The organism is Rufibacter psychrotolerans, from assembly GCF_016924645.1.
GTDB lineage: Bacteria > Bacteroidota > Bacteroidia > Cytophagales > Hymenobacteraceae > Nibribacter > Nibribacter psychrotolerans.
Window position 1 is genome coordinate 167833 of the sequence record NZ_JAFFJV010000016.1, and the last position, 24674, is coordinate 192506.

Consider the following 24674-nt stretch of genomic DNA (forward strand, 5'->3'; position numbering starts at 1 on the left):
TTTTGGACCAAAAGCCAGCCCCTTACCTCACAGAGTTAATTTGACCAACCATACCAATATGAAAAGCAACATTCTAAACCTATCTTCACTCAAAGCAGCCCTCCTGATCAGCGGAGCCTTATTCCTGGGCGCTTGCGGCGGCGATGCCAAGAAAGAGAACACCGAGGCCGACAAGGGTTCTTCCGGCGCTGCCGCGGTCACCATCAAAGGCAGTGACACGGTGCTTCCCCTGGCCCAGCAGGAGGCTGAGCGGTTCATGGCCAAAAACCCGGGCGCTTCCATCACCGTGGTGGGCGGGGGTACCGGCGTAGGCCTCTCGGCCCTGCAGGAAGGCACCACCGACATTGCCATGGCTTCGCGCGAGCTGAAGACCGAGGAAAAACTGAAGCTCAAGGGAGCCAAGAAAGACGTAAAAGAGGCGCTTATTGCCTATGACGCCCTCTCAGTGATCGTGCACCCCAACAACCCGGTTACCCAGCTTACCCGCGAGCAGCTGGAAGGCATTTTCACCGGCAAAATTGCGAACTGGAAAGAAGTAGGCGGGAACGATGAGAAGATTGTGGCTTACTCCCGAGAGACCAGCTCAGGCACGTATGAGTTCTTCCGGGAGCACGTACTGGATAAGAAAAACTACGCCAACGGCATTCTCATGATGCCCGCCACCGGCTCCATCGTACAGTCGGTGGGCCAGACCCAGGGCGCCATTGGGTACGTGGGCCTGGCCTATGAGACCAAAGAGGTAAAGCCCCTGGCTATTTCCTATGACCAGGGCAAAACGTTTGTGGCCCCCAGCGTAGAGGCCGCCATGGACAAGACTTACCCTATCTCCCGCCCTCTGTTCTTCTTCTATGATGCCACCGCTGAAAGCAAAGTGAAGCCGTTCATTGACTATGTGCTATCAGAAGAGGGCCAGAAAACAGTGCAGGAGATTGGCTACATTCCCCTGAGCAAGTAATATTTACCGCCTAATTGCATTCTCTTGAAAAGGTACTTCAACAACTTTGGCGAAAGAGTAATAGAAGGAATAATCACGCTCAGCGGCACGGTGACCAGTATTACCGTGCTGTTGATTGTTTTTTTCCTGTTCAAAGAAGGCTTGGGCGTTTTCAGTCAGACGCCGGTAGCGGAAGGCTCCGTTATTGCCGTGAACAAGCAGAACCCGGTCAAGGAACTAACCGCGCACCAGGTTAAGGAAATTTGGGACCAGAACATCACCAACTGGAAACAGCTGGGCGGCCAGGATGCTCCCATCAAGCTGTTTGAGGTGGATGACATCACCGACTACTACACCGACGAGCAGATTGGCGCCGAGTTTGAGTACCTGCCCCAGCGCCTGAGTGAACTGGTGGCCAAGGAACCCCATATCCTGGCCTTCTTTCCAGACGAGTACCTGCCCAAGGAGTTTGCCGGCCGCCAGATCAAGTTGGACAACGTCTCCCCGGGCAGTTTTCTGGGCGGGCGCGAGTGGTACCCCACCATTCAGCCGGCGGTACAGTTGGGCGTCTTGCCCCTTATTCTGGGCACGCTCTGGGTAAGCCTGGGCGCCATTCTGATCGCATTGCCCTTGGGCCTGGCCACTTCTATCTACCTGGCCGAGATTGCCAACCCCAAAGTAAGGAACTTCCTGAAACCGGTGATTGAGCTGCTGGCGGGCATTCCGTCGGTGGTGTACGGGTTCTTTGGGCTGGTAGTGGTGGTGCCCCTCATCCAGGATGTGTTTGGCCTGCCGGTAGGCGAGACAGCCCTGGCCGGCAGCATTATCCTGGGCATCATGGCCCTGCCTACCATTATCTCGGTGTCTGAGGATGCCATGCGCACCACGCCGCGAGCCATGAAGGAAGCCAGCCTGGCGCTGGGGGCCAACAAGTGGCAAACCATTTACCGGGTCATCATTCCGTATTCCATCTCGGGCATTTCCACGGCGGCCATCCTGGGCATTGGGCGCGCCATTGGCGAGACCATGGCCGTGCTGATGGTCACCGGCAACGCCTCGGTAATTCCGCACACGTTCCTGGAGCCGGTCAGGACCATTCCGGCCACCATTGCCGCCGAGTTGGGCGAGGCCCCGCAGGGAGGCATCCACTTTCAGGCGCTTTTTGCCCTGGGCTGCATCCTGTTCCTGATGACCCTGGCCATTAACATGACGGTAGATTTGGTATCGGCTAAAAAGAAAGCAAACAGATCATGAGTTTCGGCAACACTCCCTCCGCGCACAGAAAGAAGCGCCTTACGCAAAACATCGCCTTCTTTATCTTCCGGCTGCTCAGTTTCTCGGTGGTGGCCATTCTGGTGGTGATCCTGGGTTTTATCCTGGTGCGGGGCATCTCGGTGATCAGCTGGGAATTCCTCTCCGAGGCGCCCCGCGAGGGTATGACCGAGGGCGGTATCTTCCCGGCCATTGTGGGTACGCTGTGCCTGGTGGTGGGCAGCATGCTGTTCGCCTTCCCCATTGGCATTCTCTCTGGCATTTACATCAATGAGTACGCCAAGGACAGCTGGTTCAAGCGGTTTGTGAAGCTCATGACCAACAACCTGGCGGGCATTCCGTCCATTGTCTTCGGTCTGTTCGGGATGGCCTTGTTTGTGCACCAGTTTGGGTTTGGCGACTCTATCCTGGCGGGCTCCCTCACCCTGGGGCTGCTGGCCCTGCCCGTGGTGATCAGGACCACCGAGGAAGCCTTGAAAGCCATTGACAACTCGTTCAGGATTGGCTCCCTGGCCCTGGGTGCCACCAAGTGGCAAACTACCCGGCGCGTGGTGCTGCCCATGGCGTTCCCCAACATCATCACCGGCCTGATCCTGTCCATCGGGCGGGTGTCGGGTGAGACGGCGCCCATCCTGTTCACGGTGGCGGCCTACTTCCTGCCCAAGCTGCCCAGCAGCGTTTTTGACCAGGTCATGGCCTTGCCGTACCATTTGTACGTAATCTCCACCAGCGGCACCAACATTGAGGCCTCCCGGGCCATGGCCTACGGTACCGCCTTCGTGCTGATTGTGATTGTGCTTCTGGCGAACTTGCTGGCCAACTGGCTCCGGCGGTATTTCGGGAAGAAAGTGAAAATGAATTAACCGGCCGTTTTAGGCCCCTTTTTAGAGAAACAGCCCCAAAAGGGGCCAAAGGACTCCTCAGCGCTGCCTCTTTTTGACTGATATGAATAGTGTAGAAACCAAAGACGTTCACCTTTACTACGGCGACTTCCACGCCCTCAAGGGCATTACCATGGCCATGCGCAAAAACCAGGTCACGGCGTTCATCGGCCCCTCGGGCTGCGGAAAGTCCACGTACCTGCGGTGCTTCAACCGCATGAATGACCTTATTGACGGCGTGCGCATTGAAGGCGAGATCCTGATTGACGGGGTTGACATCTACAAGAGCAGCATTCAGGTAGATGACCTGCGCAAGCACGTGGGCATGGTGTTCCAGAAGCCCAACCCGTTCCCCAAGTCTATCTTTGAGAACGTGGCCTACGGCCTGCGCGTGAACGGCACCAAAGACCGGCAGTTCATTGAAGAACGGGTAGAGCGCTCCCTTAAACAGGCCGCCCTCTGGGACGAGGTGAAGGACAAACTCAAGAAAAGCGCGTTTGAGCTTTCGGGGGGGCAGCAGCAGCGCCTGTGCATTGCCCGCGCCCTGGCCATTGAGCCCTCGGTCCTGCTCATGGACGAGCCCACCTCGGCCCTGGACCCGCTCTCCACCGCCAAGACCGAGGAGCTGATCCACGAGCTGAAGGAGAATTACACCATTGTGATTGTGACGCACAACATGCAGCAGGCCGGCCGGGTGAGCGACTACACCGCCTTCTTCTACCTGGGCGAACTGGTGGAGTACGCCAAGACCAAAACCCTGTTCACCAACCCCAAAGACCAGCGCACCCAGAATTACATCACCGGCCGCTTTGGTTAAGGGTCCTGGCAGGTAGCCGCGCCGGGTTTCAGGCCCTTTTTCAGGAAAAAAGCCTTAAAACCCGGCGCGCCGCTCACGCCCAACGAACCAGCCCCGGGCAGCGGGTAGTAAAATTGCGTAACTTAAAGTACCTTCCTTATCCAGAACCAGGTTGTATGAATCAATTAGATAAAGAGCTTCTCCGGATTAAAAACAAAGTGGAAGAAATGTGGGACTTGGTGGACTTCCAGCTGCAGTCTGGCCACGAAGCCCTGCTCAACCCCGACCCTGACCTGACCAAGAAAATCATCAAGAGCGGCAAGAAAGTAAACGCCTACGACATCAAGATTGACCGCATGTGCGAGAACATCTTCGCCCTGTTCAATCCGGTGGCGGTAGACCTGCGCTGGGTCTTGGCCATTCTTAAGATCAACGCTAACCTGGAGCGCATTGGCGATTACGGCGAGAGCATTGCCCAGATGCTGAAGGAAGCCACCCCGCCCATTGAGCCCAACCTGCTGGAGAACAGCCGGGTGCTGGAGATGTACGAGGCCACCACCGCTATGCTGCGAAACATACGGCAGGCCTTTCTGGAAGAGAACACCGAGCTGGCCCGCCAGGTGATCAAGCAAGACAAGCTCCTGAACAAGATCAACGCCAAGACCGACAAAATGCTCCTGAAGTATTTCCAGGAACACCCCACCAACATTCACCAGAGCCTGAAGGTGGCCGGCATCATCCGGAAACTGGAGCGCATTGGCGACCACACCACCAACATAGCCGAGGAAATTGTATTCTACGTAGACGCCAAGGTAGTAAAACACAAACAGAAGAAAAAGAAGAAAGACAAAGGTCAGGAAGACAAAGCCCAGGAGTAGACCGCGTCTCTTTTCCCAGCCCCAAACTGCAAGCGCCCGGCCCATTGCCCGGGCGCTTGCGGTTTAGGGCGTTCTTGCCGGCCTGATTCTCACCTGTTTTGCCGAAAATGGCCCCAAAACGTCTTTGCCTCCGGGAGCGTCCAGGAGCGGGCGAAGGCGTACCCCGCAAGTTTACGTTTATTTAATACGAGTTTCGGCAACATTCTTATTCAAAGAAAGGGATGGTTCTTACCTTTGCAGCTCAACAGTCTTTCTTCTCATGATTAAAAACTTACGCTCCCTCCTGACTGCCGTCCTGTTGGGCTGGCTTGGCATTTCTGCCGCCCTGGCCCAGACGGCCCCTCCGGCAAACCTTAGCGGCAGTACCCTCAGGTCCTGGCTCCGGCAGAACTGGTATGACGGCAAACGCGTGGTCCTGGATTACAGCACCGCCCGCGGCCGGATGTACAACTTCGTAGACAACTACAACAACAAGGTCACCTGCGTGTACTCGGGGTACGAGCAAACCCAGCCGTACAGCGAAACCAATACCTCGCCCAGCATTGCCTCCATCAACTGTGAGCACACGGTTCCCCAATCCTGGTTTAACCAGGTGGAACGCATGCGCACCGACATCCACCACCTCTTCCCTACCGTGGAGCAGTGGAACAGCGACCGGGGCAGCGATCCGTTTGCCGAGATCCCAGACAACCAGACCGTGAAATGGATCAGGTTGCTTTCTGCGCAGTCTACCATCCCTACCAGCAACATTGACGAGTACAGCGAGGACACCAACACCCACTTTGAGCCCCGCGAGGTACACAAGGGCAACCTGGCCCGCGCCATCTTCTACTTCTACACCATGCACGAGGGGCAAACCTTTGACCCCGGCAAGAACACCATCAGCGCCGTGGCCGACATGCAGACCCTGTACCAGTGGCACCTGCAAGACCCCGTAGACGCCCGCGAGCAGGAGCGCAACAACCGCGTGGAACGCGCGCAAGGCAACCGCAACCCGTTCATTGACTATCCGGAGTTGGTGGCCTCGGCCTGGGGCTTTACCCCGGCGGTCTGCTCGCCTGCCACGCAGGCCAGCCAGGTAGCCATCACAGAGGCTACCCAAACTTCTTTCAAGGTTAGCTGGGCCAACGGCAGCGGTAACCGCCGCCTGGTGGTGGTGCGCGAAGGCAGCGCCGCCGCTTTCAGCCCCTCGGGCAGCTACACCGCCGGCATCAGTGCAGATTTCTCTCAGGCCACCGACCAGGGCACCGGCCACCGCATTGTGTACAGCGGCTCGGGCAGTTCAGTGGTAGTGACCGGCCTAACCGCCACCCGTACCTACCATGTGCAGGTATTTGAGTTCTGCAGCACAGACAATACGTACAACACCACCGCGGCACCCGCTGCCCAGACTACCTTGCCAGACTACACCTGTTCTGGGGTTCCGGCGCAGGGCGTGACCAATCTGGTGGCCTCCAGCGTGAATACCAGCGGCTTTACCCTCACGTTTACCGCCGGGGCCGGCGACAACCGCCTGGTGCTGGTGAAAGAAGCCAGTGCCCCAACGGCCACGCCGCAGACCGGCACCAGCTATGCCACCGCCACTGCCAACTTCGCCAGCGCTCCCACCCTGGGCGACGCCAAGGTAGTGTACAGCGGCAGCGGCACCACGGTGAACATCATCGGCCTGAAATCAAACACCGAGTACTACGTGGTGGCCTTTGAAAGCTGCTCCAACGGCTGGCAGTACGCCACCGGTTCGGCAGCCCTGCTGGTGAAGACCGAGGTGGCCGGGGGCAACCTGCCTACCGGGGTTGTGGCCAGACAAGACTTTGAGAACAGCGCCGATGACGGATGGGCAGTGGCTTCGGGCTTCAGCAGTTCTACAGACAACACCGGCGTTCCGGCTGGGCAAAGAATCCGGGGCGGCGCCCGGTCTTTCCAGCTGAACCCTGCCGAGAACATGCCGGTAACCGCAGAGCTAATCTTTGAAAGCGTGAACACCACCGGTTACCAGGACCTGGCGGTGGAGCTTTTCAACAGCTCTATCTCCAAGACCTCTGGCAACGGCATGGACCTGGGCGACTTTGTGGAGGTCTATGTGGCCTTGAACGACGCCGATTTCTCAGCCACCCCTGACATCCGGATCGCGGCCAGCGCGAACAACAGCAACATCCGCTACGGCATGAACGGCACCGGTACGCTGGAGACCACCGCCGGCACGACCCTCACCAAAACGTTTGACGTGATGAACGAGGTAACCGGTGATGCCGCTCCCTCGCGCCTGCTCATTCGTATCCCCAACGGCACCTCCTCGGTACAGCTGAAAGTGGTATTGAAGAACAACGCCAGCAATGAAATACTCAACATTGATGACGTAACGCTGTACGGCACGTCTACCGTGACCGGTATCTCCAAAGAACTGGAGGAGCAGTTTAGCCTCTTCCCGAACCCTACCACCGGTACCGTCACGGTGAAAGCTCCGGCCGGCTTGCGTTTGCAGGAAGCCACCGTATTCAGTGCGCTGGGCCAACTGGTTGCCACTAGGAAAGTAACCAACGCCCATCAGCCCGTTACCATCAACCTGCAGCAGCTGCCCAAAGGCATCTACTTCATTCAGTTGAAGACCGACAAAGGCACCCTGGTGCGCCGCGTAGTGGTACAGTAACCTAATACTGTTTTAGGGCTGTTTTCCCCAAAACAGCCCCAAAAGCAAGGCCGTCTCTGCAGAGAGACGGCCTTTCTTTTTTAGTATCGCTCATGAAATATTTTTCCTGGACAGCTCCTGTTAGCTATGGTTGGCGGAGGCCGGGGAGGTTTGACCGTCGGTTTGGCCTTCGTCCAGCCCCAGGCGCTGCAGGTACAAGGCCTTTAGGGCATTGAGTCGGGCCTGCGAATACCTGGCCAACTGCTCACCCGTCAGGAACCCGTCTCCTTCCGTAGACGCCTCTTGCGGCAGGGAAACTACTTCCTGGCTTACGCTTTGTTCCTCCTTTTCCTGGTACAGCATGCCTTGCGGGTTTAAATCTGGTTAAAATTAGCTGGTGCCGGAAAACCTTGCCTGGAATTTAGGCCTATCTGCCCAACCAGCCGCCGAATGCCCCAGAATGCCGGCCAAACCTTAAAAGTACAATTACGGCCACTTACGGCTGACCGCTTTTGCGCCTGGCCCTTAAAAGTGTTATTTTTGCAGGGCTTACCACCGCCGCTGCTTCCCATGCCTTTACTTCCCAGCCCCGACTACCGACCGCCGCGCTACATGCTCAACGGGCATTTGCAGACCATCTTTCCCAGCACCCTGCGGCGGACCCCGGCTTTCAACTACAGGCGGGAGCGCATCCAGACCCCCGACAAGGATTTCCTGGACCTGGACTGGTCCACCGTGGGGTCTTCTGACACGCTGGTGGTGCTGTGCCACGGCCTGGAGGGCGATTCGCACCGGCCGTACATGAAGGGCATGGTGGTGGCCCTGAACAAAGCCGGCTGGGACGCCCTGGCCTGGAACTTCAGAAGCTGCAGCGGCGAGCCTAACCTGCTGTTGCGCTCCTACCACATGGGGGCCATGGATGACCTGGACCTGGTGGTGCGCTACGCCCTCACGCAGAAGCAGTATCAGAGGGTGTTTCTGGTGGGCTTTAGCATGGGGGGCAACCTTATCCTGAATTACCTTTCGCAGTGGCCCGCCAAAGTGCCCGAGCAGGTGAAACGGGCGGCGGTGTTCTCGGTGCCCTGCCACTTAAAGAGCGCGTGCCTGCAGTTGGCCAAGCCCCAGAACCGCATCTACATGAAGCGCTTTTTGAAAAGCCTGCACCTAAAGCTGCAGGAGAAAGCCCAGCGCTTCCCCCTGGACCTGGCCGACTACCACCTGATCACCACTTTCCAGGAGTTTGATGACCGGTACACGGCCTCGCTGCACGGGTTCAGGAACGCCGATGAGTATTACCAGAAGTGCAGCTCGGTGCAGCACCTGCCTAAGATCACGGTGCCCACCCTGCTGGTAAACGCCAAGAACGACCCGTTTCTCTCGCCCCAATGCTTCCCGGTGGAGCAGGCGCTGCAGAACCCTAACCTGTACCTGGAGATACCCAGCGCCGGCGGGCACGTGGGGTTTTCAGAGAGTTTTTTCAAAAACCTGTATTATTCAGAACGCCGGGCGGTGGAGTTCCTGCAGGGCGAGTCTTAACCTTGTTTCAGGGCTTGTTTTTGAAAAACAGGCCAAAAACCGGGTTTCTGCTTAGAGAAAGCGGCCCTAATGCTCCAGAAACAATTTTAGGTAGCCAACTCTTTGAGAGTCAAAAGCCTATCTACCAACCCGGTTTGGCTTGCATTTTTTTGGATACTGATTTAATATTGAAGGCGTTACCATAGGGGTTACCGGTACCTGGGGTGTCTACAGAATACTTTTCCAGCGTGCGGGTGCAGGAGCGGCAAGGTTGGAAACTCATAAAAAGAATTGATTGCTCTACCATTGACAGAACAGAAATATGCGTTGCCAGAAAGTAGCTTTAAACCACGTCACTAAAACCTATTCCTTCTTTCTTTTCAGCCTGATGGTCTTTTTAGGCTCCTGCGGAAAATCCTCCTACTCCACGTTCAGCAAACCCAATGAGGAATACCGGTCGGCCAGGGAAATTGCCGAACTCAAGAAAAAAGAGCGCCGTGCGCGCCGGGGTGGCAGCTACGCCGGCACCCGCAAACCCCTCAAAGAAATACACCTCTCCAGCAAGGGCAAGAAAAGCCCCCGGTCTATCCATATTTCCAGCGGCAGGGCCAGCGCCGGTAGCCGGGCCGTTCGGCGCGACATTGAGACCGTGATCTCCACGGCCCGTTCGTACACCGGCACCCCGTACCAATTGGGCGGCACCAGCCGCTTTGGCATGGACTGCTCTGGCCTGTTGTGCACCTCTTTCCAGGCCATTGACGTGCAGCTTCCGCGGACCTCCAGTGAGCAAAGTCTGTTTGGCCCCGCTATCTCTACCCGTGAGCTGCAGGCCGGCGACCTGGTGTTCTTCAGCTCCTCCAAAAGCGAATACAACATCACGCACGTGGGCATGGTCACTGAGGTAAAGAACGACAATGAGATCTATTTCATCCATGCCTCCACTTCTTTGGGCGTGAAGGAAGACAACCTGTTTACCCCCTACTACCAGAAGATATTTGTGAAGGCGGTACGGCCCAGTATTTAATACACTCCCTCTAAGAGGCCTTTTCCAGCGCATCATGAAACAGGAAAGCCTCCCTTCTCTCAAGCAAAGATCAACGCTTGGGAGAAGGGAGGCTTTTTTATACGCAACAAAGGTCTGTTCAAGACGCTGGCTTACCGAAGCGTACATGTTAGACCGATGCCTTTCAATTGTGCTGCCGCCAACTTTCTGGGCTGCGGAGGAGAGTTCAATCTATTCTCTTGGTCCGTGTTTATCCCTTTTGGCTATATTCCTTTCAGCATCACAGCAGCGGTTTTACCAAGCGTAATAACCACAATAGTTTAGGGGGCTACCTTTACTATCAGCAGGCATTATTACTTTGACGGAGAAATCGGAAAAAGGCATAAAAAAAGCTCCGTCATGGTGACGGAGCTTTTCTATCAGGAGTCAGTTTGGTTACTTAACTTCCTCGTAATTGCCAGATGCTTTCTTTTCAAAGGTAGTGAGTACGGTGGTGTTGCTTCCTCTGTAAACGATGTAGCTTAACTGGTACTTCTGTCCTACCTCGGCGTTCGGGAACTTAACTTTCAGGAGTTCCGCCAGTCCGGCTTTGATCTGGGCATCTGTCCAGTATCTGCCGTCGGTGCTGCTTCCAGCCTGGTAGAAGTTTCTGAACTGCTTCAGGTTGGCTCTGTTAGACTCCGTTCCTACATTGGTGAAACCGGCAATGGTCTCGTAGTCTGCCTGCACCAGCGTGTATTTGATGGTTAAGTCAGGCACAAACTTGCCGTTCTTCTTGGCAAACAACAAGGTGACAGGTCTTACGATGTCCTGCTTCAGCTCATACCAGTTGGTGCCGTTAAACGCCATGGTCATGATTCGTTGTGAGTTGCTGCCAGAAGCGAAGTAGTTGTAGCTTACGTACTGCACATCGTTCACCTTGGCGCCGGTAATGGCATTGCTCAGGAATCTGTCAAAGTAAGCGGGCAGCAGCTCGTTGTCAATGGCCTCAAAGTTGTTGTAACGTCCGCGGTTCACGGCAGTGTAATCTGCAGGAGTAACATGGTAGGCGTTTCTCCAGGCACCGTTCTTATAGTAGTAAGAATCTGTGGTTACAGCGGCAGTGCCGCTCACGCGGCTGTTGTAGGCATTGAAAGTGAAAACTACCAGTTGGTTCTCTACCGGGGCAGGATACTTGTAGTTCAGGAATTTGATCACGTCTCCATCATTGTTGGAGATGTTCAGACGGGTGTTTGAGACACCAATGTTGGTGTAGTCCTCGTCAGTAAGGGTGTAGATGGGCAGCGGCGTGGCAGGAGAAGTCTCAGTAGCGGCCGTGGTGGCTACGTTGTTGTTGGTGTAATCAAACACTAACTGGTTGTAGGTCACCGCCACAGAAGATCTCTCATCCAAATGCGGGTACGTGGCATCTAAATAAAGCGGGATCAACTCCCCGGCCTGCTCTTCACTGATGAAGTAAAAGCTGGTGTTCACGTAGGAAGGAACCCCGGGCTTGTCTTTCAATGACTGGTAGTTGGCGTTGGTCAGGGTAATGGCCAAATCCCGCACATTGGTAGCGCCTCTGGCTTCATCCAGCTCTTTGTACGTGTCTTCCAATGGATCACATGCACTCACCAGCACGGCCATCATGGAGAAGAATAAATAAAATACCTTTTTCATCTTAATCTTATTAGAAAAATCTTATTAGAAGTTAATTCTCAGGGTTGTAGTCCATGATCTACCTGTACCGAAGTACACCCAGGTGTTGCTGGCGTTGCTCACGTAAGGCTGGTCTGAGGTAGCACGCGTGTAGTTAGACAAAGCATCTGAAATGTACTCAGTGTCAAATACGTTGTTCACATTCCCGATCAATGACGCGTTCAGGCCGGCAAATTTGAATTTGAATACACCTGTCAGGTCAAGCAGTGAGTAGTTTGGAACTTTCCAAGGGTCATTGGCTCTGTTTTCCTGCAGGGCGGTTGGGTTAAAGTCTGAGTGGAAATTAGCGTAGTAGTTGTAGTCAGCGCCAATTTTGAAGTCATCAGTCAGGTTAATGTCAAGACCCAGGGCGGCAGTGGTCTGCGGAGCATCTCCCACTTTCAGGCCAGCCATGGTGATAGGACCTACGGTACCTACTCTGGTCTGGTTCTGGTCAAATACTTCTACCTGGTCCAGGTTGTTCAACCAGGTCCAGTCGCCTACAGACACCATACCGGTAAGGGCAACTCTTCTAATAGGCTCGTATCTGAAGTCAACCTCAATCCCTTGGTGCAGGGCGTCAACTCCTAACAGGTTAGCGTACACTGGGGTACCGTCCTGGCCGGGGATTGATCTGGTGAAAGATCTGTCTTTCCAGGTAGTTCTGTACAGGTTTACGTTACCAGAAAGTTTGCTGCTTCTGTAGCCGTAGCCTAACTCGTAGCTCAGGATTTTCTCATTCTCAGCGTTCACGTTAGGGATGTTCTGGTTGTTGATGAACACGGCGTTGAAGAAAGGAGCCTTCTCAAAGTAGCCAATGTTGGCGAACACGTTGTGGTTCTCGTTCAGGTTGTAGTTGGCACCACCTTTTGCCTGATAACCGAAGAAGTTTACTCTTTCGCTTTCACGCAACGGATCAGACTCTAAATATCTGAAGTAGTCAATTCTCTTGTAAGAGGTGTTAGAGGCGGCAAGGGATACGAAAGCGGCCAAAGGACCGGTCTTGTATTCTGCCTGCAGGAATCCGCCGCCCCAGCCTACAATACCATCATTGTAGAAACCAATCTTGTCGCCGTTCTGGGCTCTGAAGTTAGGGTTGTTCACGTTGCCGCTGTTGAGCACATACTCGGCACCCAGCAGGTTTTTCACAGAGTTGTAGTGAATGCCTTTGTAGTATCTCAGGTCAACCCCGGCCAACAGGTCAAGATTCTCGGTTAATGACTTCTGGTAAGTGCTCAGCATGCCGTACCATCTGTGGTCATTGCGGTTAGACTGCAGGTACGCCACGGCGTTACCGTCTGGGGAGGCCACGTTTTGGTCTACCAGTTTGTCAATGTCAACGGGTGAGTACTCATCACCGGTTCTGGTGCCCAGGAACAGGTTGGCGTTGTTAGGGAACTCGTTACCGCCGGTACCGAACGAAGCGTAAAGGGCAGTTGACAGGGAAGAAGTCTCGTCAATGGTCCAGTAGTGGTTCAGAGAGAACTGTGGCTTGTGGTAGAAGTTACCGCTGATGGTTTTGTTTTCCCCGTTCAGGATACCCCAGTTAGGGTTGAATCGGATGCCTTGCGGAGCATCTCTGTAGTACTGAATGTTCTGGCGCTCAAATCTTGAACCGTGGTACTGTGGCGCACCAAAGCCAGTCAATGAAAGCGTATGCTTGGCGTTGATGATTTTAGAAATGTTGAAGAAATAGCTGTACGCTTCAAACGCTAAGCCTTCAAACCAGCCATCGCCCTCGGTTCTGGAACCAGCTAGGGAGAAAGCCCATCCTTTCTCGGTCAGGCCAGAAGACAAAGAGAAGGCCGTTTTAGTAAAGTTGTTGTTACCGATAGACTGCGAAACGAAGCCACCTTTCTGGGCATCGGTAGATTTGGTAAGAATGTTGATGGTACCACCCACGGAAGGCACAGCTACTTTAGAAGCACCTAACCCTCTTTGGGTCTGCATAGAACGGGTCACATCTGTTAAACCAGCCCAGTTAGACCAGAACACCCGGCCGCTTTCCATATCGTTCACCGGAATACCGTTGATCAATACGGCAATGTTAGCGCTCTGGAAACCACGCATGTTGATACGGGCATCACCGTATCCGCCGCCGGTTCCTCTGGTGGCATACACCCCAGGGGTAGACTTCAACAGCTCAGGGAATTCTTGCTGGCTGGCCTTCTCAATGATCACGTCACTGGTGATGGTTGACATAGCCACCGGCGTCTCTCTCTCAATGGCGTAGCTGTTAGCAGTTACAACTACCTCGTTGATACTGTTAGCCGTTGCCTGCATTCTGATAGTACCCGCGCTGGAGCCTGTAACAGTCACTTCTTGCTGTACATAACCAACGTAGTTTACCACCAGGGTGACGGCGTCACCGTTTACCTTGATGGAAAACCCACCATCAAGATCAGTGGCCACACCGTCACTTGTGCCTTTTACAGCTACGGAAGCACCAGGCAATGACTCCTGGGTAACCGCATCAATCACTTTTCCGCTAACTGTTCTCTGTGCAAAAACAGATAGGGTGCTAAAAAACATCAGGACAACTATTATGAATAGTTTCCGTTGTAAAAAGTTTTTCATATAAGGTTGGTTGTTCTTTGCCGCAAAGGTAAGAACGAATTCATAATTTTTTTAATCAACATATTAAGTTTATGTGAACAAAGTAACTCCGTTTCAATGATTTATAGCAAACCAAGCGCATCATGCCACCTGGTTCTACTAAACTTTTAAGAAAGTATCAAAGAAGCTTTTAAAAATTAACAAAACCTTCTTGATAGCGTATTTCCACTATCAGTATCTTATCTTTCAACAATCAAAGGATTACCAGAAAAAAATTTTTTGGCAAATATTTTATTAGAAAGTTTATATAAAATATTTAAACCTAAACTCACCGTAGCAGCTTCAGTTCCAAGCCTTACCACATTTCAATTCTACAACCTTGCTGATACAGCCTGATGGAACTTTTACAGCTTAAAGCAGGAGAATAAAGAGACGCTTAGGACCAAGCCCCATCCAGAAGCACTGAACCAATTAATAGTTGCAGCACGGCACCTTCTTGCTCTTTCCACGGCACCTCACAATGCTTAACCCAGCTTTGCCATCTGGTAGAAAACGGCCGAACACGCTGGCTTCAACACCCCAAATCTGGAGCGCCTACTTCCTGCCTAATGCAGGTCCATATTCTCGCTTAAACTCACCCCCTCTCCTTGCAACCAACTTGGGCCAGCCACCGCCATACTTAAAATGGTAACTCAATGATACTCTTGTGGTAAGAACTCGCATGTAGCAATTCCGTACAGTATACCGAATTGTATTAAGCGCCTTTCTATGGCTTCTGACCCTAGGTGCGCCACTTGCCTGCTCCCCGCACCAGCCCTGCTGCTGGTTGCCTCCCCATCTACTCCGGAGGAGTACATCTGCTTCACCTGCTGACTACCTGATTTGTTCACCCTGTTCTCTCTCATTGTAAGCTTACCACCAGTTTTGACCAAAACTCCCTTCTATGAAAAAATTATTTACTCTCTTCATGATTTGTTTGGCGGTGTGTGCATTGGTTCACTCCAGTTTAGGCCAGGGCGCCACCACGGCCTCTATGACCGGGGTGATCAATGACGCGGGCGGGGGTGGCCTGGCCGGGGCCACCATTGTGGCCGTACACACGCCTTCTAATACACAGTATGCCGCCTCTGCCGATGAAAACGGCCGGTTTAACCTGTTGAACCTGCGGGTGGGCGGACCTTACACCATCACGGCCAGTTACATAGGCTACCAGGACCAGCGCCGCGAAAATGTGTTCCTCGCCCTTGGACAGACACTCAGGCTGGACATTAACCTCTCGGCCAGCGCGGTAGGCCTGAGCGAAGTACAGGTGGTCTCAGAAAGAGGCGCCGTGATCAATGCCGACCGCACGGGGGCAGCCACCAACGTATCACGGGAACAGATTGAACGGCTGCCAACCCTGAACCGGTCATTGCAGGACTTCACCCGGCTTACCCCCCAGGCCTCTGGTAACTCGCTGGGTGGGAGCAACAACCGCTACAACAACATCACCATTGACGGGGCGGTCAACAACGACGTGTTTGGCGTAGGCAACACGGGTACTCCCGGCGGGCCGGCGGGCACCCAGCCCATCTCCCTTGATGCCATAGACCAGATTCAGGTGGTGTTGGCCCCCTATGACGTGAAGCTGGGGAACTTCACCGGAGGGGGCATTAACGCCGTTACCCGCTCAGGCACCAACAACTGGGAGGGGTCTGCGTACGCGTTTGGCCGAAATGAAAACACGGTGGGCAAAGACCCTATCACCGAGCAGGAAACCGCCGAGTTCAAAGACTACCAGACCGGTTTCCGGATTGGCGGGCCCATCCTCAAAGACAAGCTCTTCTTCTTCCTGAACGGGGAGATCACCCGCCGTACCGAGCCTCTGTTGTTCAACCTGGGCGATCCTGGGTCTATTGTTCCGGCCGAAGACGTACGCCGGCTGGCAGACACGTTGCGCATCAAGTATGGCTATGACCCGGGCACTTTTGGGCCAATCAACCGGCGCACGGAGAGCAACAAGATCTTCGGTCGCCTGGACTGGAACATCACCGACCGGCATCAGCTGACCCTGCGCCACAACTTTGTAGATGCGTTTGATGACAACATCACCCGCACCAATACTACCTTCCGGTTTGGCGGCAACGCCTACAAGTTTGAGAACACCACCAACAGCACCGTGGCCGAGTTACGGAGCCGTTTCTCTGAAAACCTGTCCAACAACCTCATTGTGGGCTATTCAAGGATCAGAGACATCCGCACTACCCCGGGTGCCCTTTTTCCGCAGATAACCATCCGGTTCCTGGGAAGCGGCAGCAATACCATCACCGCGGGTACTGAACGGAGCTCGGCGTTCAATGAGCTGGACCAGGACATCTTTGAGTTTACCGACAACTTAACCATCTTCAGCGGGCGGCATACGTTCACGGTGGGCACCCACAACGAGTTCTTCAAATTCAGGAACCTCTTTATCAACAACTGGAACGGCTATTACCAGTTCAGGAGCATAGAAGACTTCTACGCCGGCAGGCCTTTCCAGATTGAGCAGATGTATTCGGCAGACCCGGCCAATCCTACCCCGGCCGCTGAGTTCAAGGCGGCCCAGTTAGGGTTTTACGTGCAGGACGAGATAGACCTCACCGAGAACCTACGGGTGACCCTGGGCTTACGGACCGACGTTCCAATTATCCCGGATGAGCCGGGGCGCAACCAGGCCGTGGAAACTGCCTTCGCCAACACCCCGTATGCCGGCCTGCGGACCGATTTGACCCCAGGCGGCCAGCTGCTGTGGGCTCCCCGCCTGGGCTTCAACTGGGACGTAAGGGGCGACAAGACGTTCCAGGTGCGGGGCGGTACGGGTATCTTCACGGGGCGGGTGCCGTTTGTGTGGCTGGCCAACCAGTACACCAACAACGGCATTACCTTCAGCTCTTTGCAGCTGCGCAACCAAACCCTGCCCAACAGATTTCAGACCGACATCAGCCAGATCCGTAACCTGGGCCAGGCCGCCACTACAGCTGAGATCAACCTGATCACGGAGGACTTCAAGATTCCGCAGACGTTCAGGACCAACGTAGCCGTGGACTACACGCTTCCGCTGGGCATTATTGCCACGGTAGAAGGGATCTACTCCAAAACCATGAACGACATTGTGTACCGCGACATTAACCTGCTGGCCCCCACCGGCAACCTGACCGGGCCAGACCAGCGGCCCCTTTACTCCTCGGGGCGTGTTTCCTCTGCCTTCACCAACGTGATCTTGCTGGACAACACCAGCCGGGGGTACACGTACTCCTTAACCGGGCAACTGCAGAAGAACTTCAACAATGGCATTACCACCATGGTGGCCTACACCTACGGCAAGTCTGAAGATGTGAACAGCGGCACCAACAGTACCGCCCGCTCTAACTGGCAATTCAACCAGATCTACTGGGACCCAAATGACCCGGAGCTTTCCTACTCCCGCTTTGACATCCGCCACCGCATCATTGCCTCGGGCGGGTATACCGTGAAATGGCTCAACAACTTCTCTACTTCCATTTCCCTGTTTTATGAGGGCCAGTCTGGTCTGCCGTTCACGTACCTGTACGCGGGCGACGTAAACAATGACGGCAGCGTTGCCAACGACCTGATTTACGTGCCCCGCACCTTTGAGGAAAGCGGTTTGATAGACCTCACCAACTCGTCTGGGGCGGTCACGCGCACCGCCGCCCAGCAGTGGAACGACCTGAACGCCTTTATTGAGAATGATGATTACCTGAGAAGCCGCCGCGGCACGTACGCCGCCCGCAACGGGGCCCGCACCCCCTGGACCCACCGGGTAGACCTACGCATTGCCCAGGATATTTTCACCAACCTTGGGGGCAAGGCCCATACTCTGCAGCTCACCTTTGACGTTTTCAACGTTGGCAACCTGCTGAACAGAGACTGGGGCCGCAACTACTTTATCAACAACTCGGCGGTGGAGCTGATCCGGTTTGAAAGCCGCAACCAGGATAATCGCCCGCTCTTCACCTTTGCCAACCCTACCACCGATGTCTGGACCACCAGCTTCTCCTCCAGGTGGCAGGGCCAGGTAGGGCTGCGTTACATTTTTGAATAATTGATTCTGGGCCGTTTTTCAGAAGATCGGGCCAAACCATCTGGTGGCCCGATCTTCTGTTTCCAACTAAAATTTTTTCTCGCGGCCAATTTCCGCGCACGCACCAAGGTATCAACCACTTACCTGCTTGTCACTCCCATTCTATCACCCTTGGTCGGAAGAAAAATAGAGAAATGTGCAAAAAAGTTTTTGTAGTTACCAAAACACGTTATACATTTGCATCATCAAAACGGGGAATTAGCTCAGCTGGCTAGAGCGCTTGCATGGCATGCAAGAGGTCATCGGTTCGACTCCGATATTCTCCACAGTGATTTAGAGGCACTTACAAACAATTTGTAAGTGCCTCTTTTCTTTTGGGTCACACATTAGTACACACAACATTATAAAAGGCCTAATTTTAAATACTCGAGCAGACCATAACTAGCTTAATCCTATAACAAGAACGGGTAAGCAACTGACCGCATTGAAGTATAGTAAAATGATTAGCCTTACATTCTCCCAATGGGGCTTTTCCACCAATTACCTTTGTATGTTGACTAGAGAATGCCCAGAGCATTCCTTAAACCCTTGCTCGCTTCGCTACTTGGATTATATCAAATAAAGCTTTACCAATAACCAATGCAATGGGCTTGAACTCTGCTTCAGTAAAAAAGTTTGATTTGGCGTTGTTACACCAATAACAACACCAAACAACATTATTCAAGTCATCATATGGAAGAATAGGGTTCTTCCTGTCTAATTCAAGTCTTCTGCCCCTTTTACCTCCCCTAGTAGCGTTTGGTCGAAATCCCTCAATTTGCAAATCGAAGAGAATACGACTTTCTACATTCGTGAGACCGCAATAATTACAGCCTTTGTTGAATACTTCCTCATCAAACCATACTTCGAAATCCTCTAAGGTAGTATTAACAAAACCTGGGGTTATTTTAAGAGTCTTCTTATCTACTTTCTGCCTTTTCCGATTATAAATAGTTTCTCTTTCCTTTTTTGTTAGCATATGTTCCAATAAATAATTACCTAGAAAACTTTAGTACAGATATCATTACCAGTAAAATTATACAAGCACCAGTTAAAATTACTAAAGTCAAAATTTTTAAATGAACTTAATAGAACTTAAACCGGTCGGCAAAATTATCCTGAATGAGAAAACACCCGACAGAGAACTACGATTTGAACATTACCTAATCCCATACTATCAAAGAGGCTATAGATGGGATGTGGAACATGTGTCTGCTTTACTGGATGATATTCATAACTTCATGCAAACAGACGAAAAAAAGTACTGTCTGCAACCTATCGTAGTTGTGCCAGCAATAGATAAAAACGGGTTTAATATTTGGGAAGTAATTGATGGTCAACAGCGTTTGATTACAATGAACATCATATTTAACTATTTAAAGCGCCCTAGATATACTATAATATTTGAGAAGAGAGGGAAAAGCACAGAATTCTTAGAAAACCTTTCACCGGCAACTTATAATGATAAAAGCCCCGACTTCCATTATATGAGCCAAGCCTACCGAGTAGTCAAAGAATGGTTTGAAGACAAAACCAAGAATGACGTAGGCTATATTGATGAATTTAATTCCACTCTGACTAAAAGGGTAGAGATAATCTGGTATCAGATAGAAGAGTTGAAGGGCGTTGAAGATTTGGATGAGGTTGAAAGCAAAAAAATCGACATCTTCAACCGTTTAAATATTGGCAAAATCCCACTGACCGACGCAGAGCTAATCAGAGCATTGTTACTTTCAAAAATCAAATTTGGATTAAGTGACAGGGAAGCAATACTAAGGCAGGCGGAAATTTCGAATGACTGGCACCGGATGGAAATGGAGCTCCGAAACGAAGAATTTTGGTATTTTATAAACAATAAGCCACTAGACGAAACCTCATCCACAATAGAATTCATCTTTAAACTCATAGCAAAAGACAACACAAAAAAATACTCAACCTATTTATGGTTCGAAAAGCAAATCAAGTCGGAGAGCCCAGATGTTGAAAAAGCCAACGCAATTAAGTTGTGGAACCAAACTAAAGAACACTTTAGCAAATTAAAGTACTGGTTTGAAAATGATTTCCTGTACCATCACTTAGGGTTCATCCTTGCCTTGGATGACAATCCAGTAAAGGCAATACGCAAGATCATTGACAACTCAAATTGCAGTAAAACAAAATTTAAAGAATACGCTTTTGGAGAGGCAAAAGCAAAAGTTTCCAACATAGACTTAAACCACCTTTCCTACGACAGCGGCAAAGAAGACCTTAGAAAGATATTCCTACTGCATAACATCGTAACTTCTACCACATCTATTACCTCTCAGAAAAACAGGTTCCCCTTTAACCTTTATAAAGGAATAGATAATAATGGCGGCTGGAGCATTGAGCATATCCATGCACAAGAATCAAAACAGATGAAGGATCAGAAAGCGATTAGAAAATGGCTTGAAGACACTTTTGAAGCAATCAAGGATATAAAGAAAATAGACTTTGAATCAGAAGAACCAAGGAATCAGGAGCAAGACTCCCACGAATTGAACGAGGAATACAAAACGAGGATATCCGACTTACTAAGTCAAGACAGGATTGATGAAGATTTATTCAACCAATTAAAAAATGATTTAATTCTATTATTCGATTCCGGATCAGTCCATATCTTGGACAATCTCGCCCTTCTGTCAGCAAAAAATAACTCTTCCTTAAACAACTCAATATTCCCAGTAAAGCGGAATAAAATTCTCCAGTTAGAGAAAAATGGGGAATATATCCCCTTGACGACTAAGAATGTTTTCCTGAAATACTATACTGATTCGGATTTACAACCATATTACTGGAGTAAGACTGACAAGAAGAACTACTACCGGGACATTGATGAAAAACTAAAGCCATACTTAAAATCAGATAGCAAATAGATATGAGCAGTAAATATACTTTTTGGGAATTATGCAAGTCTTATGATAAGATTGAAATACCGATTATACAGAGAGATTATGCGCAAGGAAGGAATACCCATGACGTGCAAATATTACGCGACAAGTTTATCAACGAGTATTTGATAAAGTCGATTTTAAGCCTTGAAAGTATAGAACTTGACTTTGTTTACGGTTCTATTCTATCAGAAGACAAAAACGATAAAAAACAAAATATATTCATTCCATTAGATGGACAGCAAAGGCTTACAACCTTATACTTACTTCATTTCTTTTTAGCAGTTAAAGAGAACAGGTTGGTTGAGATAAAAGATACCTTGTCCAAGTTTACTTACGAAACCCGGCCTTCAGCTCATGATTTTTGCAGATTCCTTCTAGAAATTGGAGAGGTCAAAAGTCTATCTGGGATAAAATCTGAAATAGAAGATTCAGTTTGGTTTAATGAAGAGTGGAAAGATGACCCGACGGTATCAGGCATGTTAAATATGTTGGATACTTTAGCCAAGAATGAAAGCTTAGCAAATTCCGAAGAGGAGATTTTAAGCAAATTAATTGACCGAAAAAACAACCTAGTAACCTTTTACTTTACCGACCTAGACCAATTTGGCTTAACGGAGAATCTTTATATAAGAATGAATGCCAGGGGCAAAATGCTTACTGAGTTCGAGAATTTTAAATCTGAGTTTTCAAAAATAATAAGATACAACCACGGATTACTTGAGACGGTAAAAGACAGAATAGAATATGAGTGGGTAGATAACTTATGGGACTTTAGGGATAATGGCTCCTATATTATTGACAGCCCATTCATGGCCTATCTAAGCTTTTTAACTGAGATGCTTTATTTTAAAGACGCTGAGTTTAGAGCTAAATCGTATGAAAGCAACTTCCTAGATTTTAAGATCTTAAAAGAAATTTATTCCAAAGAATCAAACCTTCGGTTTTTAATATTCTCGTATGACTTCATAAGTGATGCAAAAAATTACAATGGGAGCATTCTATGGGAAGGTGAATCACTACACAGTATTTTAAAAGATATTTTAAGCAATAAGCGCGACATAAACCAAATTTTCATATTCTTCCTAACTCTTATATATTGCTTTGAAGGTAAACCAAAGAATGGCCTTAATGATTTTATAAGAGTAGTTAGAAACCTTATTGAGAACACGGATGACAAGTCACGTCGTGAATGGCCGAGATTAATTGCATCCTTGCAAAACCTAGTCTCAGATAAAAATGTCTACGCATTGCTTTCCGAAGGAATAGATGACAATAAACTGGTTGGATTTAATGTAGAACAAAGAAGAGAGGAGGTTTTCAAAGCGAAGCTAGTACAAGCATTTGAAGACTATAGAAACTTGATCTTTGCAATCGAAGACAATAAGAATCTCAAAGGTAAAATCACAAACATTCTACTAACCCCGCATATTGACTCCGAAGAACAATTCGATGAAACAATTTTAGAGTCGGTTATTTATGACACCGAACAATTAAAGCTACTTAAAGAGGTCTTCGATGGATACGTTGAAATTTCCCAAAAAGACTTCAATCCAATTTGGGGAAACTTGTTAGGAACAAGTCTATATACCCAAACATATGAATCAAGGCTGATTTTTTCAGGCTCTTACCGAAGACATCCTGCGGTTCTCCTATTTGCGAAAGGATATGCAAAGTCTAATATAGGCTTATCTGGTTACATAGAGCAATTCCAAAAAAGCTATATACTGGGTTTGGTTAATGACTATGCAAACTTCTCAGAAATCAGAAATGTCAAAGACCAATTATTACTTTACTATATCATAAGCGAAAGGATTTACAATAAACCATACTGGGAGTTTTTCAAAAACCATAACTTCAATTTTGGCTGGCTTACAAAAGAGCCAGGTTATAAATCATTATTTTCCAATGGAATCTATGGCTGTCGATTTTTTGAAGATTATAACCCCATTTTTCAAGTATACAATCAACAGTTCCGATTTAATCTAGGGCTTAACCAAAACAACACACTTGATATAGAAATCATTGGCGGGAATAAAAGAAGGAATCCGTTTGATCTAATTAAAGATTGGGCAAATGACAATCAATTTAAAAACTAAAAATAATCACATGGGCTAAAACCTGCTATTCGTATGGAAAAGCCCATGTGGATTATCTGTTGCATACCTTTTACTATATTCAATTTCTCTTCAATGTTTTCAGACTCTATTGTAATCGTTTCATAATTCTGGATGGTTGAAATTCTCAAAGGTCTGAACTGAAGCTCTAGTTGTTAGTAGCTTCATTAGAATACTTAAGAAGGGAAGTATAAATGGGGTTTCATTGAAGCTGTAAGTTTTAATGAATATTGAGCCACCATAGAGTAGGTTTTTCAGGTTACAATCACTTCCAATAATCCAACAGGAGTTCTGAAATTTAATGCCTGGAGCGGCCAGTTGTGGTTGTATTTCTGCATCCATCACTGACCGCACTTCAGAAAGGGTTCTCATAAGCATTGAGCACCTCTCTACTAATACTGCCATTGCATCATTAGATAGCTGTTTCTGATTACTCTTGCAGCCTTGCAAACCTAGCGCACGCATACCCCGTGATCCATCACCAGAAGCTCCAGCAACTTCTTTTTCTCGCTAGGCTTCAAATATTTTTTCTACTAGAACCTTTAGAGCGTGTTAAACCAGCGAGAGCTCGGCGAACAATTTATCAAGGCGGACGTTCTCCAGTTCTAACTTTTTTATCCGAACCAGCTCTATTTTATCCAAACATGAGGATTAGCGCTGGCGGAACTTGTTGTAGGCAGCTGTAATGATGCCTAACTCACCGCAGAGCTCCTAGATGTTTTAACCATTCTCATGCCCCATGATGGCCTTGATGATCTTTATATCTATAAAACTTATAGTCTTCATCACAATATAAAGTTATAGGTTTTACTAACTTTACAATTGCCCACCTTAAGGGAGGTATACAAACAAAAAACTATGCAGAGAGAAAAAGAAAATTTTACGAATGTACCTGAGGATGTAATAAAGCTTATAAAGCGAATATTAACTCATACACTTTTATCCAATAAACTTGAAGTGAAAGATAAAGAACTTGTAAGCTCTGCTTTATCAAATTTAGAAAGCCACCCAAAGTCTCCGTCATTATCTTTATCAATCAATGTTTCAGATGAAAATAAATCTTTAGAAATAAAATATTCTGATACAACAATAGAGATTACAGATGAAACTTTTTATGATACAGGCGTAGGGATTGACCGTGAGTTAATATCTAACTTCTCTTATGAGATTGATGGTGAAATTAAAAAAGTAGGACATTTAAATTATTTTGAAAGGACATGGCATGATCTTCTAGATGAAGAACATGCTACTATCAAAATATATGATGAATTATAAAACAGGTTCTAGTTAACTAGATAATTAAAGGGTTAAGCTACCACTTAACCCTTCAATTATCTATTATGTATTCACACACCACCTTAAAACTCATGAATATAACTGAAAGAAAATAGGTTCTTTGATATTGTGCAAA

The 24674-nt window shown here is 49.6% G+C and carries 16 protein-coding genes and 1 tRNA gene; 13 read left to right on the plus strand and 4 right to left on the minus strand.

The genetic code is table 11. The features are described from left to right. Positions 1–58 precede the first annotated feature (58 nt). From JT718_RS16210 to JT718_RS16235, 6 genes are all read left to right on the plus strand, one after another. The gene (locus JT718_RS16210) at positions 59–955 is read left to right on the plus strand and encodes a phosphate ABC transporter substrate-binding protein (RefSeq protein WP_205503793.1); all 897 of its coding nucleotides are present in this window, start codon (positions 59–61) and stop codon (positions 953–955) included. Positions 956–979: 24 nt separating this feature from the next. After that, positions 980–2188 carry a phosphate ABC transporter permease subunit PstC gene (gene pstC / locus JT718_RS16215; RefSeq protein WP_205503795.1) on the plus strand — a complete coding sequence of 403 codons (1209 nt, stop codon included), beginning with the start codon at positions 980–982 and terminating at the stop codon, positions 2186–2188. Beyond that, a complete protein-coding gene (gene pstA / locus JT718_RS16220) occupies positions 2185–3069 on the plus strand; it encodes a phosphate ABC transporter permease PstA (protein WP_205503797.1) in 885 nt (294 codons plus the stop codon). The genes pstC and pstA overlap by 4 nt, the downstream gene beginning before the upstream one ends. Positions 3070–3151: 82 nt before the next feature. Next, the gene (gene pstB / locus JT718_RS16225; protein ID WP_205503799.1) at positions 3152–3904 is read left to right on the plus strand and encodes a phosphate ABC transporter ATP-binding protein PstB; all 753 of its coding nucleotides are present in this window, start codon (positions 3152–3154) and stop codon (positions 3902–3904) included. 155 nt (positions 3905–4059) lie between these two features. Then, the gene (phoU, locus tag JT718_RS16230; protein ID WP_205503801.1) at positions 4060–4761 is read left to right on the plus strand and encodes a phosphate signaling complex protein PhoU; all 702 of its coding nucleotides are present in this window, start codon (positions 4060–4062) and stop codon (positions 4759–4761) included. Between the two features lie 259 nt (positions 4762–5020). Next, a complete protein-coding gene (locus tag JT718_RS16235; protein WP_205503806.1) occupies positions 5021–7408 on the plus strand; it encodes an endonuclease in 2388 nt (795 codons plus the stop codon). A gap of 120 nt (positions 7409–7528) precedes the next feature. On the opposite strand, the gene JT718_RS16240 is transcribed toward JT718_RS16235, so the two are convergent. Further along, positions 7529–7750 (minus strand): hypothetical protein, encoded by a 222-nt coding sequence (locus JT718_RS16240; RefSeq protein ID WP_205503808.1) that lies wholly within the window; start codon positions 7748–7750, stop codon positions 7529–7531. Positions 7751–7957: 207 nt separating this feature from the next. On the opposite strand from JT718_RS16240, the gene JT718_RS16245 reads away from it, so the two are divergent. Further along, the gene (locus JT718_RS16245) at positions 7958–8923 is read left to right on the plus strand and encodes a YheT family hydrolase (protein ID WP_205503810.1); all 966 of its coding nucleotides are present in this window, start codon (positions 7958–7960) and stop codon (positions 8921–8923) included. Between the two features lie 367 nt (positions 8924–9290). After that, positions 9291–9926, plus strand: coding sequence for a C40 family peptidase (locus JT718_RS16250; RefSeq protein WP_205503812.1), 636 nt, complete (start codon positions 9291–9293; stop codon positions 9924–9926). 414 nt (positions 9927–10340) lie between these two features. Here JT718_RS16250 and JT718_RS16255 read toward each other — a convergent pair whose 3' ends face one another. Beyond that, positions 10341–11564, minus strand: coding sequence for a hypothetical protein (locus JT718_RS16255; protein ID WP_205503814.1), 1224 nt, complete (start codon positions 11562–11564; stop codon positions 10341–10343). 24 nt (positions 11565–11588) lie between these two features. Continuing rightward, positions 11589–14159, minus strand: coding sequence for a TonB-dependent receptor (locus JT718_RS16260; protein WP_317195518.1), 2571 nt, complete (start codon positions 14157–14159; stop codon positions 11589–11591). 922 nt (positions 14160–15081) lie between these two features. Between JT718_RS16260 and JT718_RS16265 the strand changes: the two genes are divergently transcribed. Continuing rightward, positions 15082–18219 (plus strand): TonB-dependent receptor, encoded by a 3138-nt coding sequence (locus JT718_RS16265; RefSeq protein ID WP_205503817.1) that lies wholly within the window; start codon positions 15082–15084, stop codon positions 18217–18219. A 231-nt stretch (positions 18220–18450) separates the two neighbouring features. Further along, a tRNA-Ala gene (locus JT718_RS16270) sits at positions 18451–18524 on the plus strand. Positions 18525–18778: 254 nt separating this feature from the next. Here JT718_RS16270 and JT718_RS16275 read toward each other — a convergent pair. Continuing rightward, positions 18779–19216, minus strand: a complete 438-nt coding sequence (locus tag JT718_RS16275) for a hypothetical protein (protein ID WP_205503819.1) — start codon at positions 19214–19216, stop codon at positions 18779–18781. 100 nt (positions 19217–19316) lie between these two features. Between JT718_RS16275 and JT718_RS16280 the strand changes: the two genes are divergently transcribed. From JT718_RS16280 to JT718_RS16290, 3 genes are all read left to right on the plus strand, one after another. Then, positions 19317–21131 (plus strand): DUF262 domain-containing protein, encoded by a 1815-nt coding sequence (locus JT718_RS16280; RefSeq protein ID WP_205503821.1) that lies wholly within the window; start codon positions 19317–19319, stop codon positions 21129–21131. 2 nt (positions 21132–21133) lie between these two features. Continuing rightward, on the plus strand, positions 21134–23245 hold the full coding sequence (locus JT718_RS16285) for a DUF262 domain-containing protein (protein WP_205503822.1): 2112 nt from the start codon (positions 21134–21136) through the stop codon (positions 23243–23245). An 876-nt stretch (positions 23246–24121) separates the two neighbouring features. After that, the gene (locus JT718_RS16290; protein WP_205503824.1) at positions 24122–24538 is read left to right on the plus strand and encodes a hypothetical protein; all 417 of its coding nucleotides are present in this window, start codon (positions 24122–24124) and stop codon (positions 24536–24538) included. Positions 24539–24674: the final 136 nt, after the last annotated feature.